The sequence below is a fragment of the Streptacidiphilus albus JL83 genome (genome assembly GCF_000744705.1).
GTDB lineage: Bacteria > Actinomycetota > Actinomycetes > Streptomycetales > Streptomycetaceae > Streptacidiphilus > Streptacidiphilus albus.
In genome coordinates this window covers 5,765,855-5,791,036 of sequence record NZ_JQML01000001.1, presented here as the reverse complement: position 1 = coordinate 5,791,036, position 25,182 = coordinate 5,765,855, and the positions used below count along the sequence as shown (strand labels likewise).

Here is a 25,182-nt window from a genome sequence, read left to right as displayed (position 1 = left end):
CTCCCGCAGCCCCGTTCCCCCGTTCCCCCACCTCACCGCGGGCGAGCTGTCCCGTGATCCCCCCGGATCACGCGACCCCCGCGGTCGGTCCCCTTCGACGCGCCGGTCCGGTCAGGCGACCAGCTCGCCGAAAGCCATGCCCAGGTCGCCGTCCTGCGACGCCAGGGACTCGTCCTCGCGCAGCCGGCGCAGGGCGCGCCAGATGCTGCTCTTCACCGTACCGACGCTGATGTTGAGCACATCGGCGATCTCCGGATCCGTGCGGCCCTCGTAGTAGCGGAGCACCAGCATCGTGCGCTGGTTCTCCGGAAGCTTGGCAAGCGCCTGCCACAGGACGGCGCGGAGCTCGGTGCCGCCCATCGCGTCGGTGTCGCCGACGGTCTCCGGCATCTCCTCGGTCGGGTACTCGTTGACCTTGCGGCGGCGCCAGGCGGAGATGTGCAGGTTGGTCATGGTACGGCGCATGTAACCGCCGACCGCGGCCTTGTCCGTGATCCGGTCCCACGCCCGGTAGGTGCTGAAGAGCGCGCTCTGCAGCAGGTCCTCGGCGGCGAAGCGGTCACCGGTGAGGTGGTAGGCGGTGGCGTACAGGGAGGCGCGGCGCTCCCGGACGTAGGCCGAGAACTCCTCCTCGTTGTCGGCCTGGCGGCCGGCGGCGGCGAAGGTGTCCGGCTGCGGGGCCTCCGCCACGGCGCCGGTCTCCCCCGTGCCCCCGGTGGCTGCGGCGCCCCCGCCGACCCCCGGAAGTTCTCGGATCGCGGATCCGAGAACCACACCCCGCAGTGAGAGCGTCATGGTGTTCAGAGAGGTCACCGTACCGGTGCCGCCGGTGCCCCCGGTGCACGCCGGGCCGTGGGCCTGGTGACGGTGGGGCTGGGCGGTATGACCAGGGCGCGCGACGCGAAGTGCCGTGACGTTCCGGCCCTCGTTGACTGCGTTCATGGTGCGCTCCCTGGTGTTCGGTTCGGTGCCGGTCTCCGGAGTCCCCGACTCCGACAAGACAGAACTCTGCCGTCCGCGCGTCATGACGGTGTCCGCCGACTGTCACAGCACTGTCACAGAGCCCGGCGCCGGGAAGAAGTCGGCGGCGCGCGCGGCACAACCCCCACAAGAACCCCCGGAAGGGGGTCGATCAACGGCGGCGGGATGGGACAGAATGGCGGGCGTGTCACATCTGCTGCTCATCGAGGACGACGACGCCATCCGGACCGGGCTCGAACTCGCACTGACCAGGCAGGGCCACCAAGTGTCGGCTGCTGCCTCGGGCGAGGACGGACTGAAGCTGTTCAAGGAGAAGCGTCCCGACCTGATCGTCCTGGACGTCATGCTCCCCGGGATCGACGGCTTCGAGGTCTGCCGCCGGATCCGCCGCACCGACCAGTTGCCGATCATCCTGCTGACCGCGCGCAGTGACGACATCGACGTGGTGGTGGGCCTGGAGTCGGGCGCTGACGACTACGTCGTCAAGCCGGTGCAGCCGCGGGTGCTGGACGCCCGGATCCGGGCGGTGCTGCGGCGCGGCGAACGCGAGAGCACCGACTCGCTGACCTTCGGCGACGTGGTGATAGACCGCAACGCGATGACCGTCACCAAGGCCGGCCAGGACCTCCAGTTGACGCCCACCGAGCTGCGGCTGCTGCTGGAGCTGAGCAACCGGCCCGGCCAGGCCCTCTCCCGGCAGCAGTTGCTGCGACTGGTCTGGGAGCACGACTACCTCGGTGACTCCCGGCTGGTGGACGCCTGCGTCCAGCGGCTGCGGGCCAAGGTCGAGGACGTCCCCTCCGCGCCGACGCTGATCCGCACGGTGCGCGGCGTCGGCTACCGGCTCGACCCGCCGCAGTAGACCGGCGGTCCGCGCCACGGGATTTCCTCGTAGGATCTTCCGCGACCACCTTTCCACAGGACCGATTCCAAGGCTGCGAAGGCAACGTGACGGACCGTTCGATGGGCCAACCGGCCATGTCCGGAAAGCGGCTGGTCCGCCGGCTGCGGACGACCTCGCTGCGGATACGGCTGATCGTCGTGTTCGCGCTGGTGGCGCTGGCCGCCGCCGTCTCGGTGTCGGGGATCGCCTACTGGCTGAACCGGGACGCCGTACTGAAGCGCACCCAGGACGCGGCGCTGACCGACTTCCGCAGCTCGCTGGACCGCACCGTCACCGGGCTGCCGCTGCAGCCGACCTGTGCGGACCTGGAACGGGCCGCGCTGGGGATGGCCCGCACCGGCCTCCAGTACAGCGTGGTGCTGGTGCAGGGGAGTTGCACGGCCTCCTCGGACCCCACCGTCAGCGCGTCGGTGGTGCCGTCCGCGCTGGTGGCCTCGGTGGGGCAGCCCTGCGCCCACTGCGTCACCGAGGCCGGCCAGTACCACCTGTTCTGGGAGCGGATCACGCTCGACGGCACGCCCTACCTGGTCGGCGGCGTCCAGGTGCAGCCTTCCGGTCCGACGGCGTACATGTTCAAGTCGCTGGACGACGAGCGCAAGGACCTGGACTCGCTGGCCTGGTCGCTGTCGATCGCCACCCTGCTGGCGCTGGTCGGCTCCGCGCTGCTGGCCCAGGTCGCGGCGGCGACGGTGCTCCGGCCGGTGGCCCGACTGGGCGAGGCGGCACGGCAGTTGGGCGCCGGGCATCTGGACACCCGGCTGGAGATCAGTGGCGCGGCGGAGCTCGCGGACCTGTCGCAGACCTTCAACCAGGCGGCCGAGGCGCTGCAGGCCCAGGTCGAGGAGCTGAGCGCGCGCGAGCACGCCAGCCGCCGCTTCGTCGCCGACATGTCGCACGAGCTGCGGACGCCGCTGACCGCGATGACCGCGGTCACCGACATCCTGGAGGACGAGGCCGAGTACCTCGATCCGATGATCGCCCCGGCGGTGCGGCTGGTGGTCAGCGAGACCCGGCGGCTCACCGAGCTGGTGGAGAACCTGATGGAGGTCACCCGCTTCGACGCCGGCACCGCCAAGCTGGTGCTGGACGAGGTGGACGTGTCCGACCTGATCACCTCCTGCATCGACACCCGGGCCTGGCTGGACGCGGTGGAGCTGGACGCCCCGCGCGGCATCGTCGCCCGGGTGGACCCGCGCCGGGTGGACGTGATCCTGGCCAACCTCATCGGCAACGCGCTCAAGCACGGCGGCTCGCCGGTGCGGGTACAGGTCCGGGTCGAGGGCGAGGAGCTGGTGGTCCGGGTCACCGACGGCGGTCCGGGCATCCCGGAGGACGTGCTGCCGCACGTCTTCGACCGCTTCTTCAAGGCGGACGCGGCCCGGCGCCGCTCCGAGGGCAGCGGCTTGGGCCTGTCCATCGCGATGGAGAACGCGCGCATCCACGGCGGTACGATCACGGCCGCGAACGCCGCCGAGGGCGGGGCCTGCTTCACCCTGCGGCTGCCGACGACCTCGGCGGTCGAGCCCGGCCACCCGCTGGCCGCCGACGGCGGCGCGGCGGACGACGAGGGTGCGGGCGGCCGCGGCGCGGCAGACGACGGTGCGAAGGGCGGTACGGCGTGAGGCGCAGGACGAGCGGCAGCATCGCGGCGGCGCGGCCGACCGCGCGCGGCGCGGCCAGGTACGCGGCCACCGCCGCGGGCGTGCTCGCGCTCGCCCTCGCGCTCAGCGCGTGCGGCATCCGCGACACCACCATCCCGGTCGACGCCGGTGAGGGCGCCTCCCGTACGGCCTGCCCGCCCACGCCCGGGGTGAGCTCCGCCCAGTCCGGGCCCGGGGCGTTCCCCGGGCCGGACTTCGACGGCGAAGGGGGCCGGCCGGGGCCGGCCGGCCCGAGCGTGGCGCGGACCGGGGCGCCGACCGCGACGTCGTCCGCCGGCCCGAGCGCGGCGCAGCCGACGACGTCGAACGGGATCCTCTCCTGTCTGCTTCCCACCGCGACGCCGGTCCCGACCGGCACGCCGGGCGCCGCCACCGCGACCCCCTGAACGCGGCGACCGAAGGGGCGTGTGATCGGATGTGCCCGTGCCGTCAGTCCAGCGGGCAAGCCCGCTGGCTGTGCCGTCAGTCCAGCGGGCAAGCCCGCTGGCTGTGCCGTCAGTCCAGCGGGCAAGCCCGCTGGCTGTGCCGTCAGTCCAGCGGGCAAGCCCGCTGGAACCGAAACCGCGACGTTGCGCGTCCTTCCCGGCGTGCAGCGAGGAGAGTCCGGCGTGCTTAGGGGTACCGACGAGCGACCCGCCGGGCCGGGCGGTGACAGCGGCCCGCCCGCGGCGGAGGCCGAGGGGGTGCACCCCGGAGCCCGTCATCTGGGGCTGCTGCTGATCGCGGTCCACCTGGGCCTGGTCGTCTGGCTGGCCTTCCAGCCGATCTCCGCGGCCTGGATGGCCGACACCAATCTGACGCCCTTCGCGACCGTCCGCGCCGAGCTGTCGGTCGGCACCACCCACAGCTATCTGGAAGTGCTGCACGGGCTGCTGCTGCTGGCGCCGCTCGGCGTGCTGCTGCCGCTGGCCGGCGGGCGCCGGGACGCGGCGGCCCTGCCGTCCTTCCTCCGCACCGTCTTCGCCGGGCTGCTGCTGGCCACCGGGGTGGAGGTGCTCCAGTCCAGCCTGACCAGCCACCTGCTGAACGTGGACGACGTGCTGCTGGCCGGCATCGGCATCGCGCTGGCGCATGCGGCGCTGGTGCCGGCCGCGCGGGCGGCGCTGCGCCGCCGGGACCGGGCCAGGGCCGACGGGGCGGTCAGGACCGGCAACTTCGGGATCGCCCCGACCGCCCCCTCGCCGCGCTGACCAGCGCTGGACGGCTCCGCCTCGGGGTGGAACCCCGAGGCCGTCCCCGAGACCGGATCGTCCTCCGGCAGGGTCGGGACCGGGACCGGATCATCGGTGCGACGGACGTTCCCGGCCCCGCCGCGCGGGAGGCTTGAAGCAGAGGAGAGCACGGAACGTGCCCCTCCCGAGCGCACCCCACGGAGGTTCCGATGACCGCGACCACCCTCTCCCGTCCCCGTCACGACCGTGTCCTGGGCGGCGTCTGCGCCGGGATCGCCGCCCGCTTCGGGCTGACCCCCTGGACCGTCCGCGGGCTGTTCCTGCTGTCCTGCCTGCTGCCGGGCCCGCAGTTCCTGGTCTACCTGGCACTGTGGGTGCTGCTGCCGCAGGAGCCGTGACAGCGGTCCCGAGCCGCCCCCCGAGGGCGACCGGGACCGCTTGGGCGTCCGGCGGGACGCGCTAGCCGAGCGGGCTGTGCAGCGGCAGACCGCCGGTCAGACCGCCCGCGGCGCCGGTCGGCGAGGAGCCGGTCAGGCCGTTCACCATCGGCAGGCCGTTCAGTCCCGGCAGGCTGCTGCTGGAGACCGGAGCGCCGTCGCGCAGTCCGGGCGAGGACACCTTGGTCTGCTGCCCGACCGGCGCGGTGCTGTCGACCAGGGTCTGCGCCGCCCCGGTCATCTGCCGGACGCCGCCCGACAGCGGCGCCGGGAGCAGCCCGTTCACCGGCAGCCCGGTGGTCTTCAGGTTGTCCGTGGGCAGGCCGCCGGACGGCATCGAGGCGAGCAAGCTGCCGAGACCGTCCGCGGCGGCCGGGCCGACTCCGGCCGCGGCGAGCGCGACACCGAGCACAGCGGTACCGGCGACCTTGAGCGTTGCCTTGTTCATGGGGCGGTTTTCCTCGCGTCTTCGGAAGGGGTGGCAGCCGGACGGAGCGGGTTCAGCACGTTGCGTGCCCGACTGACTGCCCAACGTATCGACGCGTCGCGATCCCGCCCAAACCGCGATGCCCCGTTCGGAGGAGCGCGCCACCCACCGGTGACCATCGACGGCGCCCCCGGTCGAACGCCCGCCCGGTCTACCGTCAGCTGTGCAGCGGCAGCTGGTCCCGCACCGACAGCACATAGGCGCGGAACGCCTCCGCCGGGGGCGTCAACGGACGCCCGGTCACCCAGGCCAGCGCCAGTTCGCGGCGGGCGCCCGGCGAGCTGAGCTGCAGTTCGGCCACGTCGGGCCGGGGCGCGGTGGCCGGCGGCAGGACCGCGACGCCCAGCCCGGCCGCGACCAGCCCGCGCAGGGTCTCGGCCTCCTCGCCCTCGAAGGACACCCGCGGGGTGAAGCCCGCCTCGGCACAGAGCGCGTCGGTGATCCGGCGCAGCCCGTAGCCGGGCTCCAGGGTGACGAAGGCGTCCCCGGAGACCTCCCCGAGCCGGACCCGCTGCCGACCGGCCAGCCGGTGGTCGGCCGGGACCACCAGCCGCAGCCGCTGCTCGCCCAGTCGGCGCGAGGCCAGCTCGGGGTGGTCCGGACGCGGCGACACCAGGCACAGGTCCAGCTCCCCGGCCAGCAGCCGCTGCAGCATCGAGTCCGTGTAGTCCTGCACCAGTTGGAAGCGCACCCGGGGGCTGCCGGCCCGGAATCCGCGCAGCAGCATCGGCACCGCCTCCGAGCCCATGGTGTGCAGGAAGCCGAAGGCGACCCGACCGCCGTGCGGATCGGCCTCCTCGCGGGCCGACTCCACCCCGCGCTCGACCTCGGCCAGCGCGCGTTCGACCGAGGCGTGGAAGATCTCCCCGGCCCGGGTCAGCCGGACCGTCCGGCCCTCCCGGGCCAGCAGCGCCACCCCCAGCTCCGCCTCCAGCCGGGCGACGGCGCGGCTCAGCGTCGGCTGCGGCATGGCCAACTCGGCGGCGGCCCTGGTCACATGCTGCAGCCGGGCGACCGCCGCGAACTGTGCCAACAGCGGCGCCAGCAGCACCGCCGGAGCGTCCGGAACAAGTCCGACGGTCGACGATGCTGTGCCATCCGTGTCACGCCGCTGTTGCAGACCCCGCTCCGACCTGCGGTCATTCTCCATCGCATCAATCTAAGACATTCCATGCATTGGACGCATCAGGCGCCGGTGCCTAGGTTCGAAGCATGCCACCAGCAACCAGAGGGGCATCCGGAGCGCAGCAGCCGGATGCCCTGACCCTGTCGTCCCCCGCCACCACCACGACCGAGGACCTGCGGCACCGGCCCGGCAGCCGGGGCCTGCGGCGCACCCAGCTCGCCCTGTTCGGCGCCGGGCTGGCCACCTTCCTGCTGCTCTACTCCACCCAGGCGCTGCTGCCGGCGCTCTCGGCCGACCTGCGGCTGACCCCCGGGCAGGCCAGCCTCACCGTCTCGGCCGCCGCGATCGGACTGGCGCTGGCGGTGATCCCGGTCAGCGCGCTGTCCGAGAAGTTCGGCCGGACCAGGGTGATGACGGCGTCGGTCTTCGCCGCCGTCGCACTGGCCGTGGTGATCCCCTTCTCCCCCGACCTCACCGTGCTGACCGCGCTGCGGGCGCTCCAGGGCGTGGCGCTGGCCGGGCTGCCGGCCACGGCGATGGCCTACCTCGCCGAGGAGGTCCACCCCTCGGCGCTGCCCTCGGCCATGGGCCTGTACGTGGCCGGCAACAGCATCGGCGGCATGAGCGGACGGCTGGTCTCGGGCACGGTGGCCGGGGAGTTCGGCTGGCGCTGGGGGCTGGCCTCGGTCGCGGTGCTGTCACTGCTGTGCGCGGTGGGCTTCCGGCTGCTGATCCCGCGCGCCCAGCACTTCCGTCCGGGCGCGGTGAACCCGCGGGCGCTGCTCCGCACCGTCTCCGGGCACCTGCACAATCCGCTGCTGGGACGGCTGTTCCTGCTCGGCATGCTGTTCATGACGGTCTTCGGCGCGGTCTACACGGTCATGGGCTACCGGCTGGTGGCCGCGCCCTTCAACCTCTCCCAGGGGCTGGCCAGCTCGATCTTCGCGGTCTACGTCTTCGGCACCTTCGCCTCCGCGCTCTCCGCCCGGATCACCGGACGCTTCGGCCGGCGCGGGACGCTGTACCTGGCGATCGTGCTGACCTCGGCCGGACTGCTGCTGACACTGCCTGCCTCGCTGCCGAGCGCCCTGCTCGGACTGGTGCTGATCACGGCGGGCTTCTTCACCGGCCACTGCGTGGCCTCCGCCTCGGTCGGCCGCACCGCGACCCACGGCCGGGCCCAGGCCGCCGCGCTCTACCTCGCGGCCTACTACCTGGGCAACAGCCTGGGCGGCACCCTCGGTGCGGACGCGTACCACTCGGCCGGTTGGGGCGGCACCGTCGTCGTCGGCCTGGGCGCGATGGTCCTGGCGGCCGGCATCACCCTCTACGCCACCGCCCGGGCCCATGTGGCGGCCCGCGCCGCCGTCCCGGTCGCGGCCCTGCGCTAGCCGGCTGACCGACCGTCAGTCCAGCCGGTCGAGGATCAGCGGCGGCGGGGTGAACCCGGTGCCGACCGGGGCGATGTCGATGCCGTCGGCCAGGGCGTCCAGCGCATAGCCGAAGCGCTCGGGGGTGTCGGTGTGCAGGGTGAGCAGCGGCTGCCCGGCGGTCACCGACGCCCCCGGTTTGGCGTGGAGCTCGACCCCGGCCCCGGCCTGCACCGGGTCCTCCTTCCGGGCCCGGCCCGCCCCCAGCCGCCAGGCGGCGACGCCGACCGCGTAGGCGTCCAGCCGGGTGAGCACGCCGGTGGCCGGGGCCGCGACCACCTGCCGCTCGCGGGCGACCGGGAGCGGGGCGTCCGGGTCACCGCCCTGGGCGGCGATCATGCGACGCCAGTGGTCCATCGCCGAGCCGTCCTTGAGCGCGGTCTCCGGGTCCTTGCCGCGGACCCCCGCCCCGGCGAGCATCTCCCGGGCGAGGGCGAGGGTCAGTTCGACCACGTCGGCCGGACCGCCGCCGGCCAGGACCTCGACCGACTCGCGGACCTCCAGCGCATTGCCGGCGGTGAGCCCCAGCGGGGTGGACATCCCGGTCAGCAGCGCGACCGTGCCGACCCCGGCGCTGCGGCCCAGTTCGACCATGGTGCGGGCGAGCTCGCGGGCGCTCTCCAGCGAGGTCATGAAGGCCCCGGTGCCGACCTTGACGTCGAGCACCAGGGCGCCGGTGCCCTCGGCGATCTTCTTGGACATGATCGAGCTGGCGATCAGCGGAATCGACTCGACCGTGCCGGTGACGTCCCGCAGCGCGTAGAGCTTGCGGTCGGCGGGGGCGAGGCCGTCCCCGGCCGCGCAGATCACCGCCCCGGCGGTGCGCAGGACCTCCAGCATCTCCGCGTTGCCGAGCCGGGCCCGCCAACCCGGGATCGACTCCAGCTTGTCCAGGGTGCCGCCGGTGTGGCCGAGCCCCCGGCCGGAGAGCTGCGGCACGGCCGCGCCGCAGGCCGCGACCAGCGGCGCCAGCGGCAGCGTGATCTTGTCGCCGACCCCGCCGGTGGAGTGCTTGTCGGTGGTCGGCAGCGGCAGCGCGGAGAAGTCCATCCGCTCGCCGGAGCGGATCATCGCGTCGGTCCAGCGGACGGTCTCCCGGGCGGTCATCCCGTTCAGCAGGATCGCCATGGCCAGGGCCGCCATCTGCTCGTCGGCGACCTCGCCCCGGGTGTAGGCGTCGATCACCCAGTCGATCTGGGCGTCGGTCAGCTCGGCCCGGTCGCGCTTGGCGCGGATGACGGCGACGGCGTCCATGTCCACAGCTGTTCCTCTTCTGTCCAAGGGGTGCCTGTTCCAGTTGGCTGTTCCGACTGCCTACCCCAGATGGCTCGGGCCGAAGGCCTCCGGCAGCAGTTCCGCCAGCGGACGGACGCCGCCGACGCAGTCGACCAGCAGCCCGGCCCCGCCGTGCTCCCAGAGCAGCTGTCGGCAGCGGCCGCAGGGAGTGAGCACCACGCCGGCGCCGTCGCAGCAGCTGAAGGCGAGCAGCCGACCGCCGCCGGTGGCGTGGAGGGCGGAGACCAGCCCGCACTCGGCGCACAGGGTCAGCCCGTAGGAGGCGTTCTCCACATTGCAGCCGCTGACGATCCGTCCGTCGTCCACCAGCGCCGCCGCGCCCACCGGGTAGCCCGAGTACGGCGCGTAGGCACGGGCCATGGCCGCGCGGGCGGCGTCGCGCAGCGCCGTCCAGTCGACCTGGTCCTCCCCCACCGCCGCCCCGCCCGCCACCGCGCCCCTCAGCCCAGGGCCAGGGTGGTGAACAGCTCGACGCCCACCGCGATCGCGCCCTCGTCCACGTCGAAGGTGCCCTGGTGCAGGTCCCGGACGGTGGTGTCGCCGACCGGCCGGACGCCGAGCCTGGCCAGGGCGCCGGGGACGTGCTCCAGGTACCAGGAGAAGTCCTCGCCGCCGAGGCTCTGCTCGGTGGACTCGATCCGGCCCGGGCCGAAGCTGCGCTCCATGGCCTCGCCGAACAGCCGGACCGTCTCGGCCTCGTTGACCACCGGCGGGACGCCCCGGTGGTAGTCGATGACCCACTTGGCGCGGTAGGTCTCGGCGATCTGGCCGACCAGCTCCTCGACCGCGCCGGGGGCCTCGCGCCAGCCTGCCAGCTCCAGGCAGCGGACCGTTCCTTCAAGCTCGGCGTGGAGCGGGATCACATTGGCGGCGGAGCCGCTCTCGATCCGGCCCCAGACCAGGCTGACCCCCCAGCGCGGGTCCAGCCGGCGGCCGAGGGCGGCGGGCAGCTCGGCGGCGGTCTTGGCGATCGCCGTCACCAGGTCGGTGGTCAGGTGCGGGCGCGCGGTGTGGCCGCCGGGGCCGTCCAGCGAGACCACCAGCCGGTCGCAGGCGGAGGTGATGGCGCCGACCTTGATCCCGATCCGGCCCACCTCGACCCTGGGGTCGCAGTGCACCGCGAAGATCCGCTCGACCCCCTCCAGCACCCCGGCCGCGACCAGGTCGAGCGCGCCGCCGGGCATGACCTCCTCGGCCGGCTGGAACAGCAGCCGGACCGGGCGGGTGAGCCGCCCGGCGCGCCGGGCCTCGGCCAGCATCAGCCCGAGCCCGAGGGTGACCACGGTGTGGACGTCGTGCCCGCAGGCATGGGTCCGGCCGGGCACGGTGGAGCGGTAGGGGACGGTCGCCGGCTTGGCGTCGTCGATCGGCAGCGCGTCGATGTCCGCGCGGAAGGCCAGCAGCGGTGCGTCCGCCGGGCTGCCCTCGGGCACGATGTCGCACACCAGGCCGGTGCCCCCGGGCAGGTCACGGGGGGTGAGCCCGGCCTGCTCCAGCCGGGCCCGGATCAGCCCGGTGGTGCGGAACTCCTGCCGCCCGAGCTCGGGGTGGCGGTGCAGGTCGCGGCGGAGCTCGATCAGCTCCGGGGCGAGGGCCAGGACCTGGGCGTGGATCCGGGCGCGGACACCGGACTCGGACGCGGGGGACGGGCCGGAGGCAACATCGACTGAGGGGCTCACCTCGACAAGGCTACGGCTGTGCGGCGCCTGGGGCAGAGGATCACCGGAATTGGTGGCCCCGGACGCGGAGGAAGTAGCCCGCACGGCGCATAGTCCACCTCGCTGTGGGTATGTCATCCCTTTTACCACCCTCCCGGAGACACCGACGGTTACTCGGGGAACGAGGATCACCGGCAAAGGACACGGGCTCCCGGTGTGACCTGGACCACCTGGACAATCTCCCCGACACCCCCGCCGCCGCGGCTGCCTACGATGTTGCCCACAGAGGGAAACAGCACAGGCGGAACACGAGCGCGGGAGCAGCACCCATGGCACAGGCATTCACCGGCAGGGTCGCCGTCGTCACCGGCGCGAGCAGCGGCATCGGCGCGGCCACCGCGCGCAGGCTCGCCGACGAGGGCTTCCGGGTGGTGCTGGTCGCCCGGCGCACCGAGCGGATCGCGGAGCTGGCGAAGGAGATCGGCGACGCCGCCTCCGCGCACACCGTGGACGTCACCGACCGGGCCGCGGTGGACGCCTTCGCCGCCACCCTGGACCGGGTCGACGTCCTGGTCAACAACGCCGGCGGGGCGTTCGGCGCGGACTCCGTCGAGCACGGCGACCCGGCCGACTGGCTGCGGATGTACGAGGTCAACGTGCTGGGCGCGCTGCATGTGACGCAGGCGCTGCTGCCGGCCCTGCGGGCCTCCGGCGACGGCACCATCGTGGTGCTCACCTCGACCGCGGCGTTCGTCCCCTACGAGGGCGGCGGCGGCTACGTCGCGGCCAAGGCCGGCGAGCACGCCATCGCCGGAACGCTGCGGCTGGAGCTGGTCGGCCAGCCGATCCGGGTGGTGGAGATCGCCCCGGGGATGGTCCGCACCGACGAGTTCGCGCTGACCCGCTTCGACGGCGACGCCGCGAAGGCCGAGTCGGTCTACGCGGGCGTGGCCGAGCCGCTCACCGCGGCGGACGTGGCCGACACCATCGCCTGGACGGTCACCCGCCCGGCCCATGTCAACGTGGACCTGCTGGTGGTCCGCCCGCGCGCCCAGGCCGCCGCCCACAAGGTCCACCGCGAACTCTGACGCACCGACACCCCCCGGAGGGGCCGCCCCGGGCGACGCCGTGAGGCGACCCCTCCGCTTCATCTGCGCGCAGCCGTCTCATCATTCGGTTGCAAGAGTCTCGACTTGATAGCCAATTCGAGTGAATCCTTGTGCTGGGACTCGAACTGCCCCACGCTCATTCTGCCTGGCAGCAAAGGGCTGCTGACGCCTCGTTCACTCGTTTGGCAGTCCCGGCACCACCCTCAGCACCCGTCACCTTCGCCGTCGCAGCCGTCGAACACCGGGCAGGGCACCTCGGCGAAATGCACTAGCGTCGCCGCGCCGCCACACCCCTGCAACCGCCGACCGAGGAGGACACGCTGGCCAGTGACATTCCGGCGCAGCCGGAAGCCGCGACTACCGGGTTGCAGCGACTGAACCAGGCCACACCGGGCGCAGCCGAGGAAGCCCTGCTCGCCTGCTGCGGCAGCCGCCGCTGGGCGCTGCGGCTGACCGCCCACCGCCCGTACCCGGACACTGCGTCACTGCTGGCGGCGGCCAGCGAAGCCTCCTACGACATGTCCTACGCCGACCTCGGCGAGGCCCTGGCGGACGAGAGCTGCATGCCGCAACCGCTGCTCGGGGTGCGTGCGCCCGGCAGCCAGGCCGCCCACACCGCCCTGCGGGCGGCCCACGCCGCCTACGAGGCGCGCTTCGGCCACGTCTTCGTGGTCTGCCTGGACGACTGCCCGGCCGAGGAGATGCTCGACCGGGTACTGGTCAGCCTCCGCACCCGGCTGGCCAGCGACCCCGACGAGGAGCGCAGCACCACCGCCGAGGAGCTGCGCCGGATCGCCCAGCACCGGCTGGAGCACCTGGTTGCGTCTCATGCTTCGGCGGCGACGTGAGACGGTTCCCGTGATCTCTGACACACGGGCCGCCGCGCCCTTTGCCCGAATTGGGTAGGAACAACAACAGAATCGCAGGAGAATGCGGGTGGCGTGGATCACGCCGCCCGCTCGGCGTTAGGCCGCACGAGCCTGTTTGATCACCGGGGACACCCCCGACGGGCTGCCGACCTTCCCGCGTGGCTACGATGGCGAGGGCCGGTGGACCATACCCGGCCGGGCCGACCGACGCTGATGCCGGACGAGCCCCCGCCCCGCTTCCGGAGGGTTTTCCGTGCCGGCTGGAACGCTGTACCGCGGCCGGGAAGGCATGTGGTCGTGGGTGGCTCATCGAGTCACCGGTGTCCTCATTTTCTTCTTCCTTTTCGCCCACGTCCTCGACACCGCTCTCGTCCGCGTCTCACCGCAGGCGTACAACAGCGTGATCGCGACGTACAAGACCTGGCCCGTCAACCTGATGGAGTACGGCCTGACCGCCGCCATCCTGTTCCACGCGCTGAACGGTCTCCGCGTCATCGCCGTGGATTTCTGGGCCAAGGGCCCGAAGTACCAGCGGCAGATGCTGTGGACCGTGGTGACCCTGTGGGTCGTCCTGATGGCGGGTGCGTTCTACCCGATCCTGCAGGAAACCCTCCAGACCTGGTTCGGGTGAGGCGAAAATGGCTATCGACACCAACATCGAGCTCGTCGAGGGCGGCGACCCCACCGCCTTCCTGATCGAGCCGCCCCGCGCCCGCACCAAGCGGACCGGCCGCAAGTCCCGGACCAACTTCGAGATGCTGGCCTGGCTGTTCATGCGGCTGTCCGGCGTGGTCCTGGTCTTCCTGGTCCTCGGCCACCTGATCATCCAGCTGCTGCTGGACGGCGGCGTGTCGAAGATCAGCTTCGCCTTCGTGGCCGGCCGCTGGGCGTCGCCCTTCTGGCAGGGCTGGGACCTGCTGATGCTCTGGCTCGCGATGCTCCACGGCGCGAACGGCATGCGCACGGTCATCAACGACTACGCGGAGCGCGACACCACCCGGTTCTGGCTGAAGGTGCTCCTGGTGACCGCCACGGTCTTCACCGTGCTGCTGGGTTCCCTGGTCATCTTCACCTTCGACCCGACAATCAGCTGAGCGCGGACGGACGAGGCAGCCAACAGACATGCAGGTACACAAGTACGACACCGTCATCGTCGGCGCCGGTGGCGCGGGTATGCGCGCGGCCATCGAGTCGACGAAGCGCAGCCGCACCGCGGTGCTGACCAAGCTCTACCCCACCCGGTCCCACACCGGCGCGGCCCAGGGCGGCATGGCCGCCGCACTGGCCAACGTCGAGGAGGACAACTGGGAGTGGCACACCTTCGACACCGTCAAGGGCGGTGACTACCTGGTCGACCAGGACGCCGCCGAGATCCTGGCGAAGGAGGCCATCGACGCCGTCCTCGACCTGGAGAAGATGGGCCTCCCGTTCAACCGGACGCCCGAGGGCAAGATCGACCAGCGCCGCTTCGGCGGGCACACCCGTGACCACGGCCAGGCCGCCGTGCGCCGCTCGTGCTACGCCGCGGACCGCACCGGTCACATGATCCTCCAGACGCTGTACCAGAACTGCGTCAAGGAGGGCGTGGAGTTCTTCAACGAGTTCTACGTCCTGGACCTGCTGCTCAGCGAGGTCGACGGGGAGACCCGGGTCTCCGGCGTCGTCTCCTACGAGCTGGCCACCGGCGAGGTGCACGTCTTCCAGGCGAAGTCCGTGATCTTCGCCTCCGGCGGCAACGGCAAGTTCTTCAAGGTGACCTCCAACGCCCACACCCTGACCGGTGACGGCCAGGCCGCCGCCTTCCGGCGCGGGCTGCCGCTGGAGGACATGGAGTTCTTCCAGTTCCACCCGACGGGCATCTGGCGGATGGGCATCCTGCTCACCGAGGGCGCGCGCGGCGAGGGCGGCATCCTCCGCAACAAGCACGGCGAGCGCTTCATGGAGAAGTACGCGCCGGTGATGAAGGACCTCGCCTCCCGCGACGTCGTCTCCCGCGCGATCTACACCGAGATCCGCAACGGCAACGGCTGCGGCCTGGAGGGCGACCACGTCTACCTCGACCTGACGCACCTTCCGCCGGAGCAGCTGGACGCCAAGCTCCCGGACATCACCGAGTTCGCCCGGACCTACCTCGGCATCGAGCCCTACACGGACCCGATCCCGATCCAGCCGACGGCGCACTACGCCATGGGCGGCATCCCGACCAACGTCCTGGGCGAGGTGCTGAAGGACAACGACACCGTCGTCCCCGGCCTCTACGCCGCCGGCGAGGTCGCCTGCGTGTCGGTGCACGGCGCCAACCGGCTCGGCACCAACTCGCTGCTCGACATCAACGTCTTCGGGCGCCGGGCCGGCATCGCCGCCGCGGACTACTCGCAGACCGCCGAGTACGTCGAGCTGCCGGAGAACCCGGCCGCGCAGGTCGTGGAGATGCTGGAGCGGATCCGCACCTCCACCGGCACCGAGCGGGTGGTGGACATCCGCACGGCGCTGCAGGAGACCATGGACACCAACTCGATGGTGTACCGCACCGAGGCGACCCTGAAGCAGGCGGTGGAGGACATCGCCGCGCTGAAGGAGCGCTACAAGAACATCTCGGTGATGGACAAGGGCCAGCGCTACAACACCGACCTGCTGGAGGCCGTGGAGCTGGGCAACCTGCTCGACCTGGCCGAGGTCACGGCGGTGTCGGGGCTCGCCCGCAAGGAGTCGCGCGGCGGCCACTTCCGCGAGGACTACCCGACCCGCGACGACGTCAACTTCATGCAGCACACCATGGCGTACCGCGAGGTGGACGCTGACGGCAAGGACAGCATCCGCCTGGACTACAAGCCGGTCGTGGTGACCCGCTACCAGCCGATGGAGCGTAAGTACTGATGAGCACCCCCACGATCGACGACACGGCGGCCCAGGGCAACGCCCACTCCGCCGCGCTGGACGCCGCCGAGTCCGGCAAGGTCGAGCTGATCACCATCACCCTCCGGATCCGCCGGTTCAACCCGGAGGAGCACCCGGACGCGGTGTGGGTGGACTACCAGCTGACCGTGGACCCGAAGATCCGCGTCCTGGACGCGATCAACACGGTCAAGTGGGAGCAGGACGGCACGCTGACGTACCGTCGCTCCTGCGCCCACGGTGTCTGCGGCTCCGACGCCATGCGGATCAACGGCAAGAACCGGCTCGCCTGCAAGACCCTGATCAAGGACGTCTCGCCGGAGAAGCCGATCACGATCGAGCCCATCAAGGGCCTCACGGTCCTGAAGGACCTGGTCGTGGACATGGACCCGTTCTTCCAGGCGTACCGCGACGTGATGCCGTTCCTGATCACCACCGGCAACGCGCCGACCAAGGAGCGGATCCAGTCCGAGGAGGACGTGCAGCGCTTCGAGGACACCACCAAGTGCATCCTCTGCGCCGCCTGCACCACGTCCTGCCCGGTGTTCTGGAACGACGGCCAGTACTTCGGCCCGGCGGCCATCGTCAACGCCCACCGCTTCATCTTCGACTCGCGTGACGAGGGCGCGGAGCAGCGGCTGGAGATCCTGAACGACCGCGACGGCGTGTGGCGCTGCCGCACGACCTTCAACTGCACGGACGCCTGCCCGCGCGGTATCGAGGTCACCAAGGCGATCCAGGAAGTGAAGCGGGCGCTGGTCACCCGTCGCTTCTGAGAGCGGCGTCGCCACTGAGAGCTGACTGAGGCTGAGGCCCCGTCCCGGTGATCCGGGGCGGGGCCTCGGTCGTGCTCGCGGCTGCTACTTAGCCACCGGCTCGTCGACCCGCTCGGCGGGCGCCGGGGCCGCCGCCGCCTGCTCGGCGCGCAGGGCGCGCAGCGAGCGCACCCCGATCCAGCCGACGATCACCCCCAGCACCAGCGAGGTCAGGGCGAGCAGCGCGTGGATCCAGAAGTACGCGGTGGGACGGGAGTGGTCCCCGTGGACGAAGGCCAGCCCCTCGCCGTCCGCCCACAGGTTCTTGAAGAAGGTCACCCAGATCCAGATCGACCAGATGCCGAAGGCGGTCAGGAACCAGGAGGCGCGGCGGCTCAGTTTCATGGTTCCAGTATGAGAGGGCCGACCGGGGGTTCTTCCTCGGGGTGTGTCACCCCCGCCGACTGGTTGGGTACGGTCTGACGGTGCATCTCGATCAGCGTTTCGTATGGATGTCGGCGGCGCTCGGCGCGCTCGCGACCGCTGCCTGCCTGACCGGCGCCGCCGCGCCGGCGGCCCAGCCGCCCGCCCGGATGTCGGCGGTCGGCGGCGTCAGACTGGGCCTCACCGGGGTGCAGAGCGCTCTGCTGCCCGGCGCCCCGGCGGTGCCGGCCGACATCTCCGCGCTCTCCTGGATGGTGTCCGACGACGGCAGCGGCGCGGTGCTCGCGGCGAAGAACGCGCACTGGCCGCTGCCGCCGGCCAGCACGCTGAAGACGCTGTTCGCGGACACCGTCCTGCCGCGGCTCCCGGCGAACGCGACCCGCCGGGTCACCGACGCCGACCTGGCCGGGATGGGCCAGGGCAGCAGCCAGGTGGGGGTGGTCTCCGGGCAGACCTACAAGGTCTCCGACCTGTGGCTGGGCGTGTTCCTGCGGTCCGGCAACGATGCCGTCCACGTGCTGGCCGCGATGAACGGCGGGGTGCCGGCCACCGTCGCCGACATGCAGGCCGAGGCCAGGAAACTGGGCGCGAACGACACCCGGGTGGTCACCCCGGACGGGTACGACGAGCCCGGCCAGGTCTCCTCGGCCTACGACCTCACCCTGTTCGCCCGCGCCGGGCTGGAGAACCCGGACTTCGCCCGCTACTGCTCCACGGCGGTGGCGGAGTTCCCCGGCGGGCCGAGCACCCGGGGCAGGCCCTTCGAGATCGACAACACCGACCGGCTGCTGTCCGGCATCGACGGCGTCAGCCGCTACCCGGGCCTGATCGGGGTGAAGAACGGCTACACCACCAACGCCGGGAACACCCTGGTGGTGGGGGCGCGCCGGGGCGGCCGGACGATTCTGGTGACGCTGATGAACCCCCAGTCCGGGCAGTACGACGCGGTCTACAACGAGGCGCGGCAACTGCTGGACTGGGGGTTCGCGGCCGAGAGCCGGCTGCGCCCGGTCGGCAGCCTGGACGCGGTCGTACCGGCCGTCGCGAGCCGCGCCCCCGCCGTCAGGAAGGCGCCGGCGCGACCGTCGGTCACCGCCGACGCGGACGCCGGTCCGGGCCCGGTGGGCTGGTCCGGCGCGGTCGGCGCGGTGGTGCTGGCCGCGGTGGCGGGCACGGTGCTGGTGCTCCGCCGCCGCCGACTGCGCAGTCTTCGGGGCTGAGGCTGCTTCGGGGCTGAGGCTGCTTCGGGGCTGAGGCTACTTCGGGTCGGTGGCCGCGTCCGAGTCGGCCGCGTCGGCGGCGCTCTGCGCGGCGTTGACCTTCTGCAGCATCTGCTGGACCACGGCGGGCGAGGTGCCGGTGGGTACGGCCTCGGCGGGCGAGCCACCACCGGCGCCGCTGCCCGAGGCGGCCGGGGCGGTGGGCGCGGAGCCGCCGTTCGCGGCGTTGGCGGCCTGCCGGGCGGCGGTTCCGCCGCTGCCCGAGCAGCCGGCCAGCGCCAGCACGGCCACGGCCGCGGCGAGGACCAGAGCGCCCCGGCTCCGGCGGTCGCGGGCCATCAGGAGGCGCCGTTGTTGTTCGCGGAGCACCAGGTCTCGACCGCCTGGAGGTCGGACTGGCGCTGGGTCAGCGTGCCGACCAGCGCCTTGCGCGCGGTCAGCCGGTCGTTCAGGTAGGTCGCGATCGCGGTGTCACCGGCGGCCTGGGCCTTGTCCACGCGCTTCTGCAGGTGGGCGATCGAGCCGAGCTCGGTGACCGGCCCGTTGATGCGGGCGATCGCCTTGGTGACCCGGAGTTCGATCCGCGGGGCACGCAGGCAGATGCCCTTCACCTCGTTGTCCCTGGGGGCCTTGGCCGAGGCGCTCGGCGAGGCGGTGCTGCCGGCGGCGAAGGCGGGAGTGCCCGCCGCGAGCAGCGAACCGGCCAGGGCCAGGGCGGCCAGGCCGGAGGCGAGGGCGGGTCGACGAATGGACATGGAAGTCTCCTCCACTGCGGCGGAGCGTGGTTGACGCTCCATCTGCCCCGCAGCGTAGGAAGCGTCTTTGTGGAAACCTTGTGCTCCGCCGGGGAAGGTCGCCGTCTCAGCCCCCGGTCGGCCCGCCACCGGCGCGGAGCCAGTCCCGGCGCAGCGGCAGGGTGACGGTCGAGGACCGCACCGGGTGGCCGGCCAGCGGCAGCCGGACCTCGACCCGGGTGCCGTAGCCGTACGGCGGGTCGGTGATCAGGACGCTGCCCCGGTGCAGGGCGATCTGCTGGGCCACCAGGGTGAGGCCGAGGCCGGAGCCGGGGCTGGCCGGGCCGCGCCGGAAGCGGCCGAACACCGCCTCCCGCTCCGCGACCGGTACCCCGGGGCCGCCGTCGTCGACCGTCAGCAGCGCCTGGTCGCCGTCCCTCCTCAGGGTGACCCGGATCGACGCCTCCCGGCCCGGGGGCGCTCCGTGCACCAGGGCGTTGGTGATCAGGTTGTCCACGGCCATCCGCAGCCCGGACTCCCAGGCGAGCATCGGCAGCGAGGCGGTGGAGACCAGTTCCAGCGAGGCCCGCGGACGGCGGCGGCGGGCGTCGGCGGCGGCGGCCTCGACCAGTTCGGCGAGGTCCAGCGGGGCGAAGGCGTCGGCCTGGACCAGGTCGCCCTGGGCCAGCGAGCGCAGCGCGGTGAGCAGTCCGAGCAGCCGGGCGTGCTCGCTGAGCAGGTCGGCCAGCGCCTCCGCCCGGTCCTCCGGGCTGAGCTGCGGATGGTCGGCGAGGATGTCCAGGTTGGTCCGCATGCTCATCAGCGGGGTCCGCAGCTCGTGCGAGGCGGAGGCGGCGAAGGCCCGCGCGGTCTCCAGCGCCTCCCCGGTCCGGGCGGCCTGCTCGTCGTAGCGGCTGAGCACGGACTCCAGGGTGTGCGCGAGCTCGTCCACCTCGGTGACGCCGGTGGGCGCGTGTTCGAGCCTGGTGGCGGGCTCGTCCGGGTCGAGGCCGCTGGTGCGGCGCTGGAGCAGCCGCAGCGGCCGGGCGGCGCGCTCGGCGACCAGGAAGGCGAGCAGTCCGCCGAGGGGTGCGGCGATCAGCGCGACCAGGATGATCCGGCCACGGACCGAGTCGACCTCCTCCTCGACCGCGGAGGTCGGCTGGAACAGCCAGAGGGTGCCTCCGGGCTGGGCCGCGGTGGCGGTGACCTGCAGGCCGAGCGCCCGCCAGCTGCTGCCGTCGGCGTGGATGGTGACCGGGTCGCCGGTGGCGGTCGGCAGCGCGGCCGTCAGGCTCGGCTGGGGGCCCTCGGCCAGCTCGGTGCTGCCGTCGGCGCCGGTGATCCGGACGCCGACGTCCAGCGCCCCGGCGGCGATCCGGTGCGCCTGGTTGGTCACCTGGCGGGAGCGGTCGTTGCCGGCGGCCCGCAGCTCGGTCCGGGCGTCCGGCAGCACGGCGGCGGCCCGCTCGGACAGCAGTGCGTCCTGCCGGTCCCGCAGGTCGCCGCTGACCAGGCCGAGCAGCAGCAGTCCGGAGAGCAGCACCAGCACCGGCACCACGGCGGCGGTGACCAGGGCGATCCGGGTGGACAGCCGGATCGGCCGGACGGCGCTCACCGGGCGGGTCCGCTGCGGAGCACGAAGCCGACGCCGCGCACGGTCTGCAGCAGCCGCGGGCGCCCGCCCGCCTCCAGCTTCCGCCGGAGGTAGCTGACGAAGGTGTCGACCACGTCGGTGCGGACGTCGAAGTCGTAGCCCCAGACCCGTTCCAGCAGCTGGTCACGGGTGAGCACGATCCCGGCGTTGCGGGTCAGCACCTCCAGCAGCTCGTACTCACGGCGGGTCAGCTCGACGGCCGCACCGCCGTAGCGGACCTCGCGGGTGGCGGGGTCCACGGTCAGCTCGCCGACCCGGAGCGTCGCGCTGGGCCGGGGCGGCCGGCGCCGCAGCAGCGCGTGCAGCCGCAGTACCAGCTCCTGCAGCGCGAAGGGCTTGACCAGGTAGTCGTCGGCCCCGGCCTGGAGTCCGGCCAGCCGGTCGTCGAGCTGGTCGAGCGCGGACAGCATCAGCACCGGCGTCTCGTCCCCGGCGGCGCGCAGCCGTCGGCAGACCTCGGTGCCGGGGAGGTCCGGCATGGAGACGTCGAGCACGATGACGTCGGGCGCGGCCCGGTCGTGCGCCGCGAGCGCGGCCACGCCGCCGTCGGCGAGCAGCACCGCGAAGCCGCTCAGCCGCAGGCCGCGCTCCAGCGAGCGCCTGATCGCCGCGTCGTCGTCGACCACCAGCACCGTTCCGTGCCGTTCCGCCATAGCCCGTCGCCCGTCCTTCGTCCGAGTCCCGCCGCGTCCGATCGCGACGGCGGCACACCATCTCAGACCCGGGTAAGGCGAACGTACGGCCTCTCAGGCCGCTCGGCCACGGCGGCGGTCGGACCGGCGGCCGCGCCGCCGGCCGAGGGCGGTACCGGCCACGAAGGCGAGGGCGAAGGCCGGCGCGGTCCAGCGGAGCCGGCCGAACCGGGGCACCGGCCCCGGCTCCGGCGCGGGCGCCGCCACGGCCTGCACCGCCGCCGGGAGCCGACCGGGCGCACCGGCCTCCTCCCACTCCCGTTCGGCCCGGTCGCGCGCCCGCTGCTCAACCCCGGCCGGTACCGCGGTGGCGGTCCAGGCGGAGCAGAAGAGCAGCCAGCGGAAGATGAAGTTGATCCACAGCAGCAGCGCCACCGGTGTGCCGAAGGCGCCGTAGACGTTCCGGGTGGCGACCTCCCGGAGGTAGGCGGTGAGCAGCAGCTTCAGCAGTTCGAAGCCGACGCCGCCGAGCAGCGCGCCCTCCACCACCGCGCGTCGGCCCTCGTCGCTGATGACGTGGCGCAGCCGGGGCAGCCCGACCAGCAGGTAGCCGAACAGGATGGTGTCCGCGCCGACCGCGATGGCGAACCCGGCGACCTGCAGCAGCACCTTGCCGACCGAGTGCCGGTCGATCCCGACCGAGTGCGCGGCCTGTCCGGCCAGCGCCGTGGCCAGCGAGGAGGAGGCGACCGAGACGCCGGCCACCAGGCCGAGCCCGAGCAGCACGCCGACGTCCAGGGCCTTGCGCAGCACCGGGTTGTCCGGCGCGACCGGCAGCCGCCAGACCTCGCGGATGCTGGCCCGGGCGGTGCCGACCCAGCCGAGCCCGGAGACCAGCAGCAGCGCGCCGCTGACCACCCCGAGCGTTCCGGCGTTGCGGACCACCGCGTTCAGGTCGATCGACTGGGAGAGCGCCGGGACCTGCTCCCCGATCTTCTGCTGCAGGTGCTGGACCTGGGACGGGGCGAGCACCGCGGCGGCCACGGCCATCGCCACGGTCAGCGTCGGGAACAGGGCGAGGAAGCCGAAGAAGGTCATCGCCCCGGCCAGCCGGTTGGACCCGGCCTCCAGGAAGAGGTCGACCGCCCGGTAGATCCGGGTCCGCAGCGCCCACGACACCGTCGGTCCGACGACGGGCAGCCGCGTCAGCCAGTCCATGCTCTGCTCCTGCCCCCGTCGGTCCGGAGGCCCAGCGTAGTGAAGGCTCCGTCAGCTCTGGTACCCCGCACGCCGTGGCGCGGCGGACGAGCCGCGGCAGCGAACCGCCGCTACTGCGGACGCGGGGCCGGGCTCCGGTCGGCCAGCGGGGTGAACGGGATCGGCTCCCGCTCACCGAGGAAGACGGTGCGGACGACCCGCTCGGCCGCACGGCCGTCGTCGAAGGCGCAGAAGCGCTCCCGGAAGGCCGTCCGCAGGGCCCGGGACCCGGCCGAGTCCCAGTCGCCGGAGCGGAAGAGCTCGGCCAGCTCCTCCTCGGTGCGGACCGCCGGGCCCGGGGCCTCGCCGGCGCGGCCGGAGAACAGGTCCAGGTAGACGCCGCGGGTCTGCTGGTACACCTCCCAGTCGTCGGCGAAGACCACGATCGGCCGGTCCAGGTTGGCGTAGTCGAACATCACCGAGGAGTAGTCGGTGACCAGGGCGTCCGCCGCGAGCGCCAGCCGCTCCACCGAGGGGTGCCGCGAGACGTCGACGACTCCGCCACCGGCGCCGTCGGTGCCGAAGGCCGCGTCCTCGTCGTAGAGGTAGTGCCCCCGGTTGAGCAGCACGTAGTCCGGGCCGAGGGTACGGGCCAGCCGGGCCAGGTCGAGCTGCGGCCGGTAGGTCGCCCGGTAGTCCCGCAGGGTCGGGGCGTAGAGCAGCGCCTTCTGGCCCGGCTCGATGCCGAGTTCGGCGCGGGCGGCGGCGACGTCCTCGGCGGTGGCCGAGTAGAAGACGTCGTTGCGCGGGTAGCCGTACTCCAGGGTGCGGAACGAGGAGGGGTAGACCCGCTCCCAGATCAGGGTGGAGTAGCGGTTGGAGCTCAGGCTGTAGTCCCAGCGGTCGACCCGCTCCAGCAGCTTGGCGAAGTCCAGCGAGCCGTTGGCGGCCGGGTAGTCCTGGAGGTCCAGGCCCATCTTCTTGACCGGGGTGCCGTGGTGGGTCTGCAGGTGGACGGTGCCGGGTCGCTTGGGCGCGCCGTCCGGGAAGTTGACGTTGTTGACGAAGTACGTCGCCCGGGAGATCGCCTCGCGGTAGCCGCGCGAGCCGGGGCCGACCACGGTGATCCCGGCGGGCACCTCGGCCCGCCGCCGGTTCTCCACCACCCACACCGTCCGGACGTCCGGCGCCAGTTCGCGGAGCTTGGCGTGGATCGCCGCCGGGTTGCAGGAGGGGACGCGTCCCCAGTAGGCGCCGAAGACCGCGAGTTCGCCGTCCAGCGGCAGCTGCCGCTGGACCCGCTGGTAGGCGCCCAGTACCGAGCCGGCCACGGCCCGCTTGAGCTGGGGCTGGGCCGTCCGCAGGGTCCGCCGGGCGGTGCGGGCGAGCCGTCCGGCCGGGCCGGCCTTCCAGGTCGCGGACAGTGGCACGGCCGTCGCGCCCTCCGGGCGGTGGCGGCGCTCCTCCTCGGCGGCGCGGGCGAAGAACTCGGCCCGGTCGGCGGGCGGCACCCGGTCCGGGTGGTTGCCGATGGTCCGCAGGTGCTCGGCCATCCGCCGGTGCAGCAGCGGACGCCAGCGCTCCAGCTCGGGGTGGGCGTCCAGGAAGGCGAAGACCAGGTCGTACTGGCCGAAGATGTCGAAGTGCTTGCGGCTGACCGTGGCCAGGATGTTGCCGCCCTGGCGGCGCTGCCGGTAGTGGACGACGACCTTGTCCAGCATGGTGACCGTGTCGGCGGCCAGCATCGTCGGATAGGTCCACGGGGTGTCCTCGTAGTACCCGGCGGGGAAGCGCAGGCCGAGCTTCTCGATCCAGCTGCGGCGGTAGGCCTTGTTCCAGACCACCATCAGCAGCCCGAGCACCTCCTCCCGCTCCACTGCGGTGAAGACCTCGGGGCGCTCGGCGCCGTCCGGACCGACCGCCGCGAACTGGCCGGCGTCACGGCTGCGGACGACCCGGCCGTCCCAGTAGGTGCGGGCGTAGTCGTACACCAGGACGTCAGGGTCGCCGGTCCGTTCGAGCCGGTCCGCGATCGCCTGCAGCGACCCGGGCGTCATGGTGTCGTCGCTGTCCAGGAAGACCAGGTAGTCGCCGGTGGCGATCTCGATCCCGGCGTTGCGGGCCCGGCCCAGACCCACGTTCTCCGGCAGGTGCAGGACCCTTACCCGTTCGTCCGATTGTGCGTACTCGTCAAGAATCTCACCGGAACCGTCGGGTGAACGGTCGTCGACCCCGATCAGCTCGAAGTCCCGGAAGGACTGTCCGAGGACCGAGTCCAGGCACTCGCCGAGATACGCCTGAACCTGGTACGCGGGCACAACGATGCTGATACGGGGCATGGCAGGGAAGGATACCTGCCCGGGCCCGGCACATGCCGCTCCCACCCTTTCCTTCAGGGTCCGCCTGTAGCATCCAGCGGGTCCTGGCAGAACTGTTCGACGTCTCCAAGGCTAGTCTTACCCTGCGCCGTCCCCAACGTCCCCGCGCCCCCGAGCGTGGGAAGAGCAGTGCCAGTCCG

Annotated in this window: 26 protein-coding genes; 13 read left to right on the top strand and 13 right to left on the bottom strand. The window is 72.8% G+C overall.

What is annotated here, in order from left to right:
• Window positions 1–111: 111 nt before the first annotated feature.
• The gene (locus BS75_RS25395) at window positions 112–795 is read right to left on the bottom strand and encodes a SigE family RNA polymerase sigma factor (RefSeq protein WP_034093748.1); all 684 of its coding nucleotides are present in this window, start codon (window positions 793–795) and stop codon (window positions 112–114) included.
• Window positions 796–1,165: 370 nt separating this feature from the next.
• On the opposite strand from BS75_RS25395, the gene BS75_RS25390 reads away from it, so the two are divergent.
• The 5 genes from BS75_RS25390 (at window position 1,166) to BS75_RS25370 (ending at window position 5,116) form a co-directional block, all read left to right on the top strand.
• Entirely contained in the window at window positions 1,166–1,843 is a 678-nt protein-coding gene (locus BS75_RS25390; protein WP_152645692.1) for a response regulator transcription factor, read from the top strand.
• Window positions 1,844–1,944: 101 nt separating this feature from the next.
• Window positions 1,945–3,507: a sensor histidine kinase gene (locus tag BS75_RS25385; protein WP_034089901.1), complete on the top strand. Its 1,563-nt coding sequence runs from the start codon at window positions 1,945–1,947 to the stop codon at window positions 3,505–3,507.
• Window positions 3,504–3,932 carry a hypothetical protein gene (locus tag BS75_RS25380; protein ID WP_034089900.1) on the top strand — a complete coding sequence of 143 codons (429 nt, stop codon included), beginning with the start codon at window positions 3,504–3,506 and terminating at the stop codon, window positions 3,930–3,932. Before BS75_RS25385 ends, BS75_RS25380 begins: the two co-directional genes overlap by 4 nt.
• 222 nt (window positions 3,933–4,154) lie before the next feature.
• A complete protein-coding gene (locus BS75_RS46930) occupies window positions 4,155–4,736 on the top strand; it encodes a VanZ family protein (RefSeq protein WP_082013995.1) in 582 nt (193 codons plus the stop codon).
• Between the two features lie 191 nt (window positions 4,737–4,927).
• Window positions 4,928–5,116 carry a PspC domain-containing protein gene (locus tag BS75_RS25370; protein WP_034089899.1) on the top strand — a complete coding sequence of 63 codons (189 nt, stop codon included), beginning with the start codon at window positions 4,928–4,930 and terminating at the stop codon, window positions 5,114–5,116.
• Window positions 5,117–5,177: 61 nt separating this feature from the next.
• On the opposite strand, the gene BS75_RS25365 is transcribed toward BS75_RS25370, so the two are convergent.
• Window positions 5,178–5,603, bottom strand: a complete 426-nt coding sequence (locus tag BS75_RS25365; RefSeq protein ID WP_034089898.1) for a hypothetical protein — start codon at window positions 5,601–5,603, stop codon at window positions 5,178–5,180.
• 196 nt (window positions 5,604–5,799) lie between these two features.
• The gene (locus BS75_RS25360) at window positions 5,800–6,792 is read right to left on the bottom strand and encodes a LysR family transcriptional regulator (protein ID WP_081982570.1); all 993 of its coding nucleotides are present in this window, start codon (window positions 6,790–6,792) and stop codon (window positions 5,800–5,802) included.
• Window positions 6,793–6,854: 62 nt separating this feature from the next.
• Between BS75_RS25360 and BS75_RS25355 the strand changes: the two genes are divergently transcribed.
• The gene (locus tag BS75_RS25355) at window positions 6,855–8,159 is read left to right on the top strand and encodes an MFS transporter (protein WP_034089896.1); all 1,305 of its coding nucleotides are present in this window, start codon (window positions 6,855–6,857) and stop codon (window positions 8,157–8,159) included.
• 15 nt (window positions 8,160–8,174) lie between these two features.
• Here BS75_RS25355 and BS75_RS25350 read toward each other — a convergent pair whose 3' ends face one another.
• From BS75_RS25350 to BS75_RS25340, 3 genes are read right to left on the bottom strand one after another with little or no spacing between them, the layout of a single operon-like run.
• Window positions 8,175–9,452: a thymidine phosphorylase gene (locus tag BS75_RS25350; protein ID WP_034093746.1), complete on the bottom strand. Its 1,278-nt coding sequence runs from the start codon at window positions 9,450–9,452 to the stop codon at window positions 8,175–8,177.
• Between the two features lie 60 nt (window positions 9,453–9,512).
• Window positions 9,513–9,908: a cytidine deaminase gene (locus BS75_RS49480; protein ID WP_034093745.1), complete on the bottom strand. Its 396-nt coding sequence runs from the start codon at window positions 9,906–9,908 to the stop codon at window positions 9,513–9,515.
• Window positions 9,909–9,934: 26 nt separating this feature from the next.
• On the bottom strand, window positions 9,935–11,173 hold the full coding sequence (locus BS75_RS25340; RefSeq protein ID WP_160312231.1) for an amidohydrolase: 1,239 nt from the start codon (window positions 11,171–11,173) through the stop codon (window positions 9,935–9,937).
• A 308-nt stretch (window positions 11,174–11,481) separates the two neighbouring features.
• Between BS75_RS25340 and BS75_RS25335 the strand changes: the two genes are divergently transcribed.
• The 6 genes from BS75_RS25335 to BS75_RS25310 all read left to right on the top strand — a co-directional run bounded on the left by BS75_RS25335 (window position 11,482) and on the right by BS75_RS25310 (window position 16,801).
• The gene (locus tag BS75_RS25335; protein ID WP_034089895.1) at window positions 11,482–12,240 is read left to right on the top strand and encodes an SDR family oxidoreductase; all 759 of its coding nucleotides are present in this window, start codon (window positions 11,482–11,484) and stop codon (window positions 12,238–12,240) included.
• 386 nt (window positions 12,241–12,626) lie between these two features.
• Window positions 12,627–13,109, top strand: coding sequence for a 2-oxo-4-hydroxy-4-carboxy-5-ureidoimidazoline decarboxylase (locus BS75_RS25330; protein ID WP_052069685.1), 483 nt, complete (start codon window positions 12,627–12,629; stop codon window positions 13,107–13,109).
• Window positions 13,110–13,383: 274 nt separating this feature from the next.
• Entirely contained in the window at window positions 13,384–13,761 is a 378-nt protein-coding gene (sdhC, locus tag BS75_RS25325) for a succinate dehydrogenase, cytochrome b556 subunit (protein ID WP_034089893.1), read from the top strand.
• Between the two features lie 7 nt (window positions 13,762–13,768).
• Entirely contained in the window at window positions 13,769–14,224 is a 456-nt protein-coding gene (locus BS75_RS25320; protein ID WP_034089892.1) for a succinate dehydrogenase hydrophobic membrane anchor subunit, read from the top strand.
• A 28-nt stretch (window positions 14,225–14,252) separates the two neighbouring features.
• Window positions 14,253–16,007 (top strand): succinate dehydrogenase flavoprotein subunit, encoded by a 1,755-nt coding sequence (sdhA, locus tag BS75_RS25315; RefSeq protein ID WP_034089891.1) that lies wholly within the window; start codon window positions 14,253–14,255, stop codon window positions 16,005–16,007.
• Window positions 16,007–16,801, top strand: coding sequence for a succinate dehydrogenase iron-sulfur subunit (locus BS75_RS25310; protein WP_034089890.1), 795 nt, complete (start codon window positions 16,007–16,009; stop codon window positions 16,799–16,801). Before sdhA ends, BS75_RS25310 begins: the two co-directional genes overlap by 1 nt.
• Window positions 16,802–16,885: 84 nt before the next feature.
• Here the strand turns inward: BS75_RS25310 and BS75_RS25305 are convergent, their stop codons facing one another.
• The gene (locus tag BS75_RS25305) at window positions 16,886–17,185 is read right to left on the bottom strand and encodes an SCO4848 family membrane protein (protein WP_034089889.1); all 300 of its coding nucleotides are present in this window, start codon (window positions 17,183–17,185) and stop codon (window positions 16,886–16,888) included.
• A gap of 80 nt (window positions 17,186–17,265) precedes the next feature.
• Between BS75_RS25305 and BS75_RS25300 the strand changes: the two genes are divergently transcribed.
• Window positions 17,266–18,444, top strand: a complete 1,179-nt coding sequence (locus BS75_RS25300; RefSeq protein WP_331281443.1) for a D-alanyl-D-alanine carboxypeptidase family protein — start codon at window positions 17,266–17,268, stop codon at window positions 18,442–18,444.
• Between the two features lie 36 nt (window positions 18,445–18,480).
• On the opposite strand, the gene BS75_RS25295 is transcribed toward BS75_RS25300, so the two are convergent.
• The 6 genes from BS75_RS25295 to BS75_RS25270 all read right to left on the bottom strand — a co-directional run bounded on the left by BS75_RS25295 (window position 18,481) and on the right by BS75_RS25270 (window position 25,003).
• Window positions 18,481–18,783: a hypothetical protein gene (locus BS75_RS25295; protein ID WP_034089888.1), complete on the bottom strand. Its 303-nt coding sequence runs from the start codon at window positions 18,781–18,783 to the stop codon at window positions 18,481–18,483.
• Window positions 18,783–19,199 carry a hypothetical protein gene (locus BS75_RS25290; protein WP_034089887.1) on the bottom strand — a complete coding sequence of 139 codons (417 nt, stop codon included), beginning with the start codon at window positions 19,197–19,199 and terminating at the stop codon, window positions 18,783–18,785. The genes BS75_RS25295 and BS75_RS25290 overlap by 1 nt, the downstream gene beginning before the upstream one ends.
• 106 nt (window positions 19,200–19,305) lie before the next feature.
• On the bottom strand, window positions 19,306–20,796 hold the full coding sequence (locus BS75_RS25285; RefSeq protein WP_231607889.1) for a sensor histidine kinase: 1,491 nt from the start codon (window positions 20,794–20,796) through the stop codon (window positions 19,306–19,308).
• Window positions 20,793–21,488, bottom strand: a complete 696-nt coding sequence (locus tag BS75_RS25280) for a response regulator transcription factor (RefSeq protein ID WP_034089886.1) — start codon at window positions 21,486–21,488, stop codon at window positions 20,793–20,795. The genes BS75_RS25285 and BS75_RS25280 overlap by 4 nt, the downstream gene beginning before the upstream one ends.
• A gap of 93 nt (window positions 21,489–21,581) precedes the next feature.
• Entirely contained in the window at window positions 21,582–22,685 is a 1,104-nt protein-coding gene (locus tag BS75_RS25275; protein WP_063771428.1) for a YihY/virulence factor BrkB family protein, read from the bottom strand.
• Window positions 22,686–22,795: 110 nt separating this feature from the next.
• A complete protein-coding gene (locus BS75_RS25270) occupies window positions 22,796–25,003 on the bottom strand; it encodes a bifunctional glycosyltransferase/CDP-glycerol:glycerophosphate glycerophosphotransferase (RefSeq protein ID WP_034089885.1) in 2,208 nt (735 codons plus the stop codon).
• Window positions 25,004–25,182: the final 179 nt, after the last annotated feature.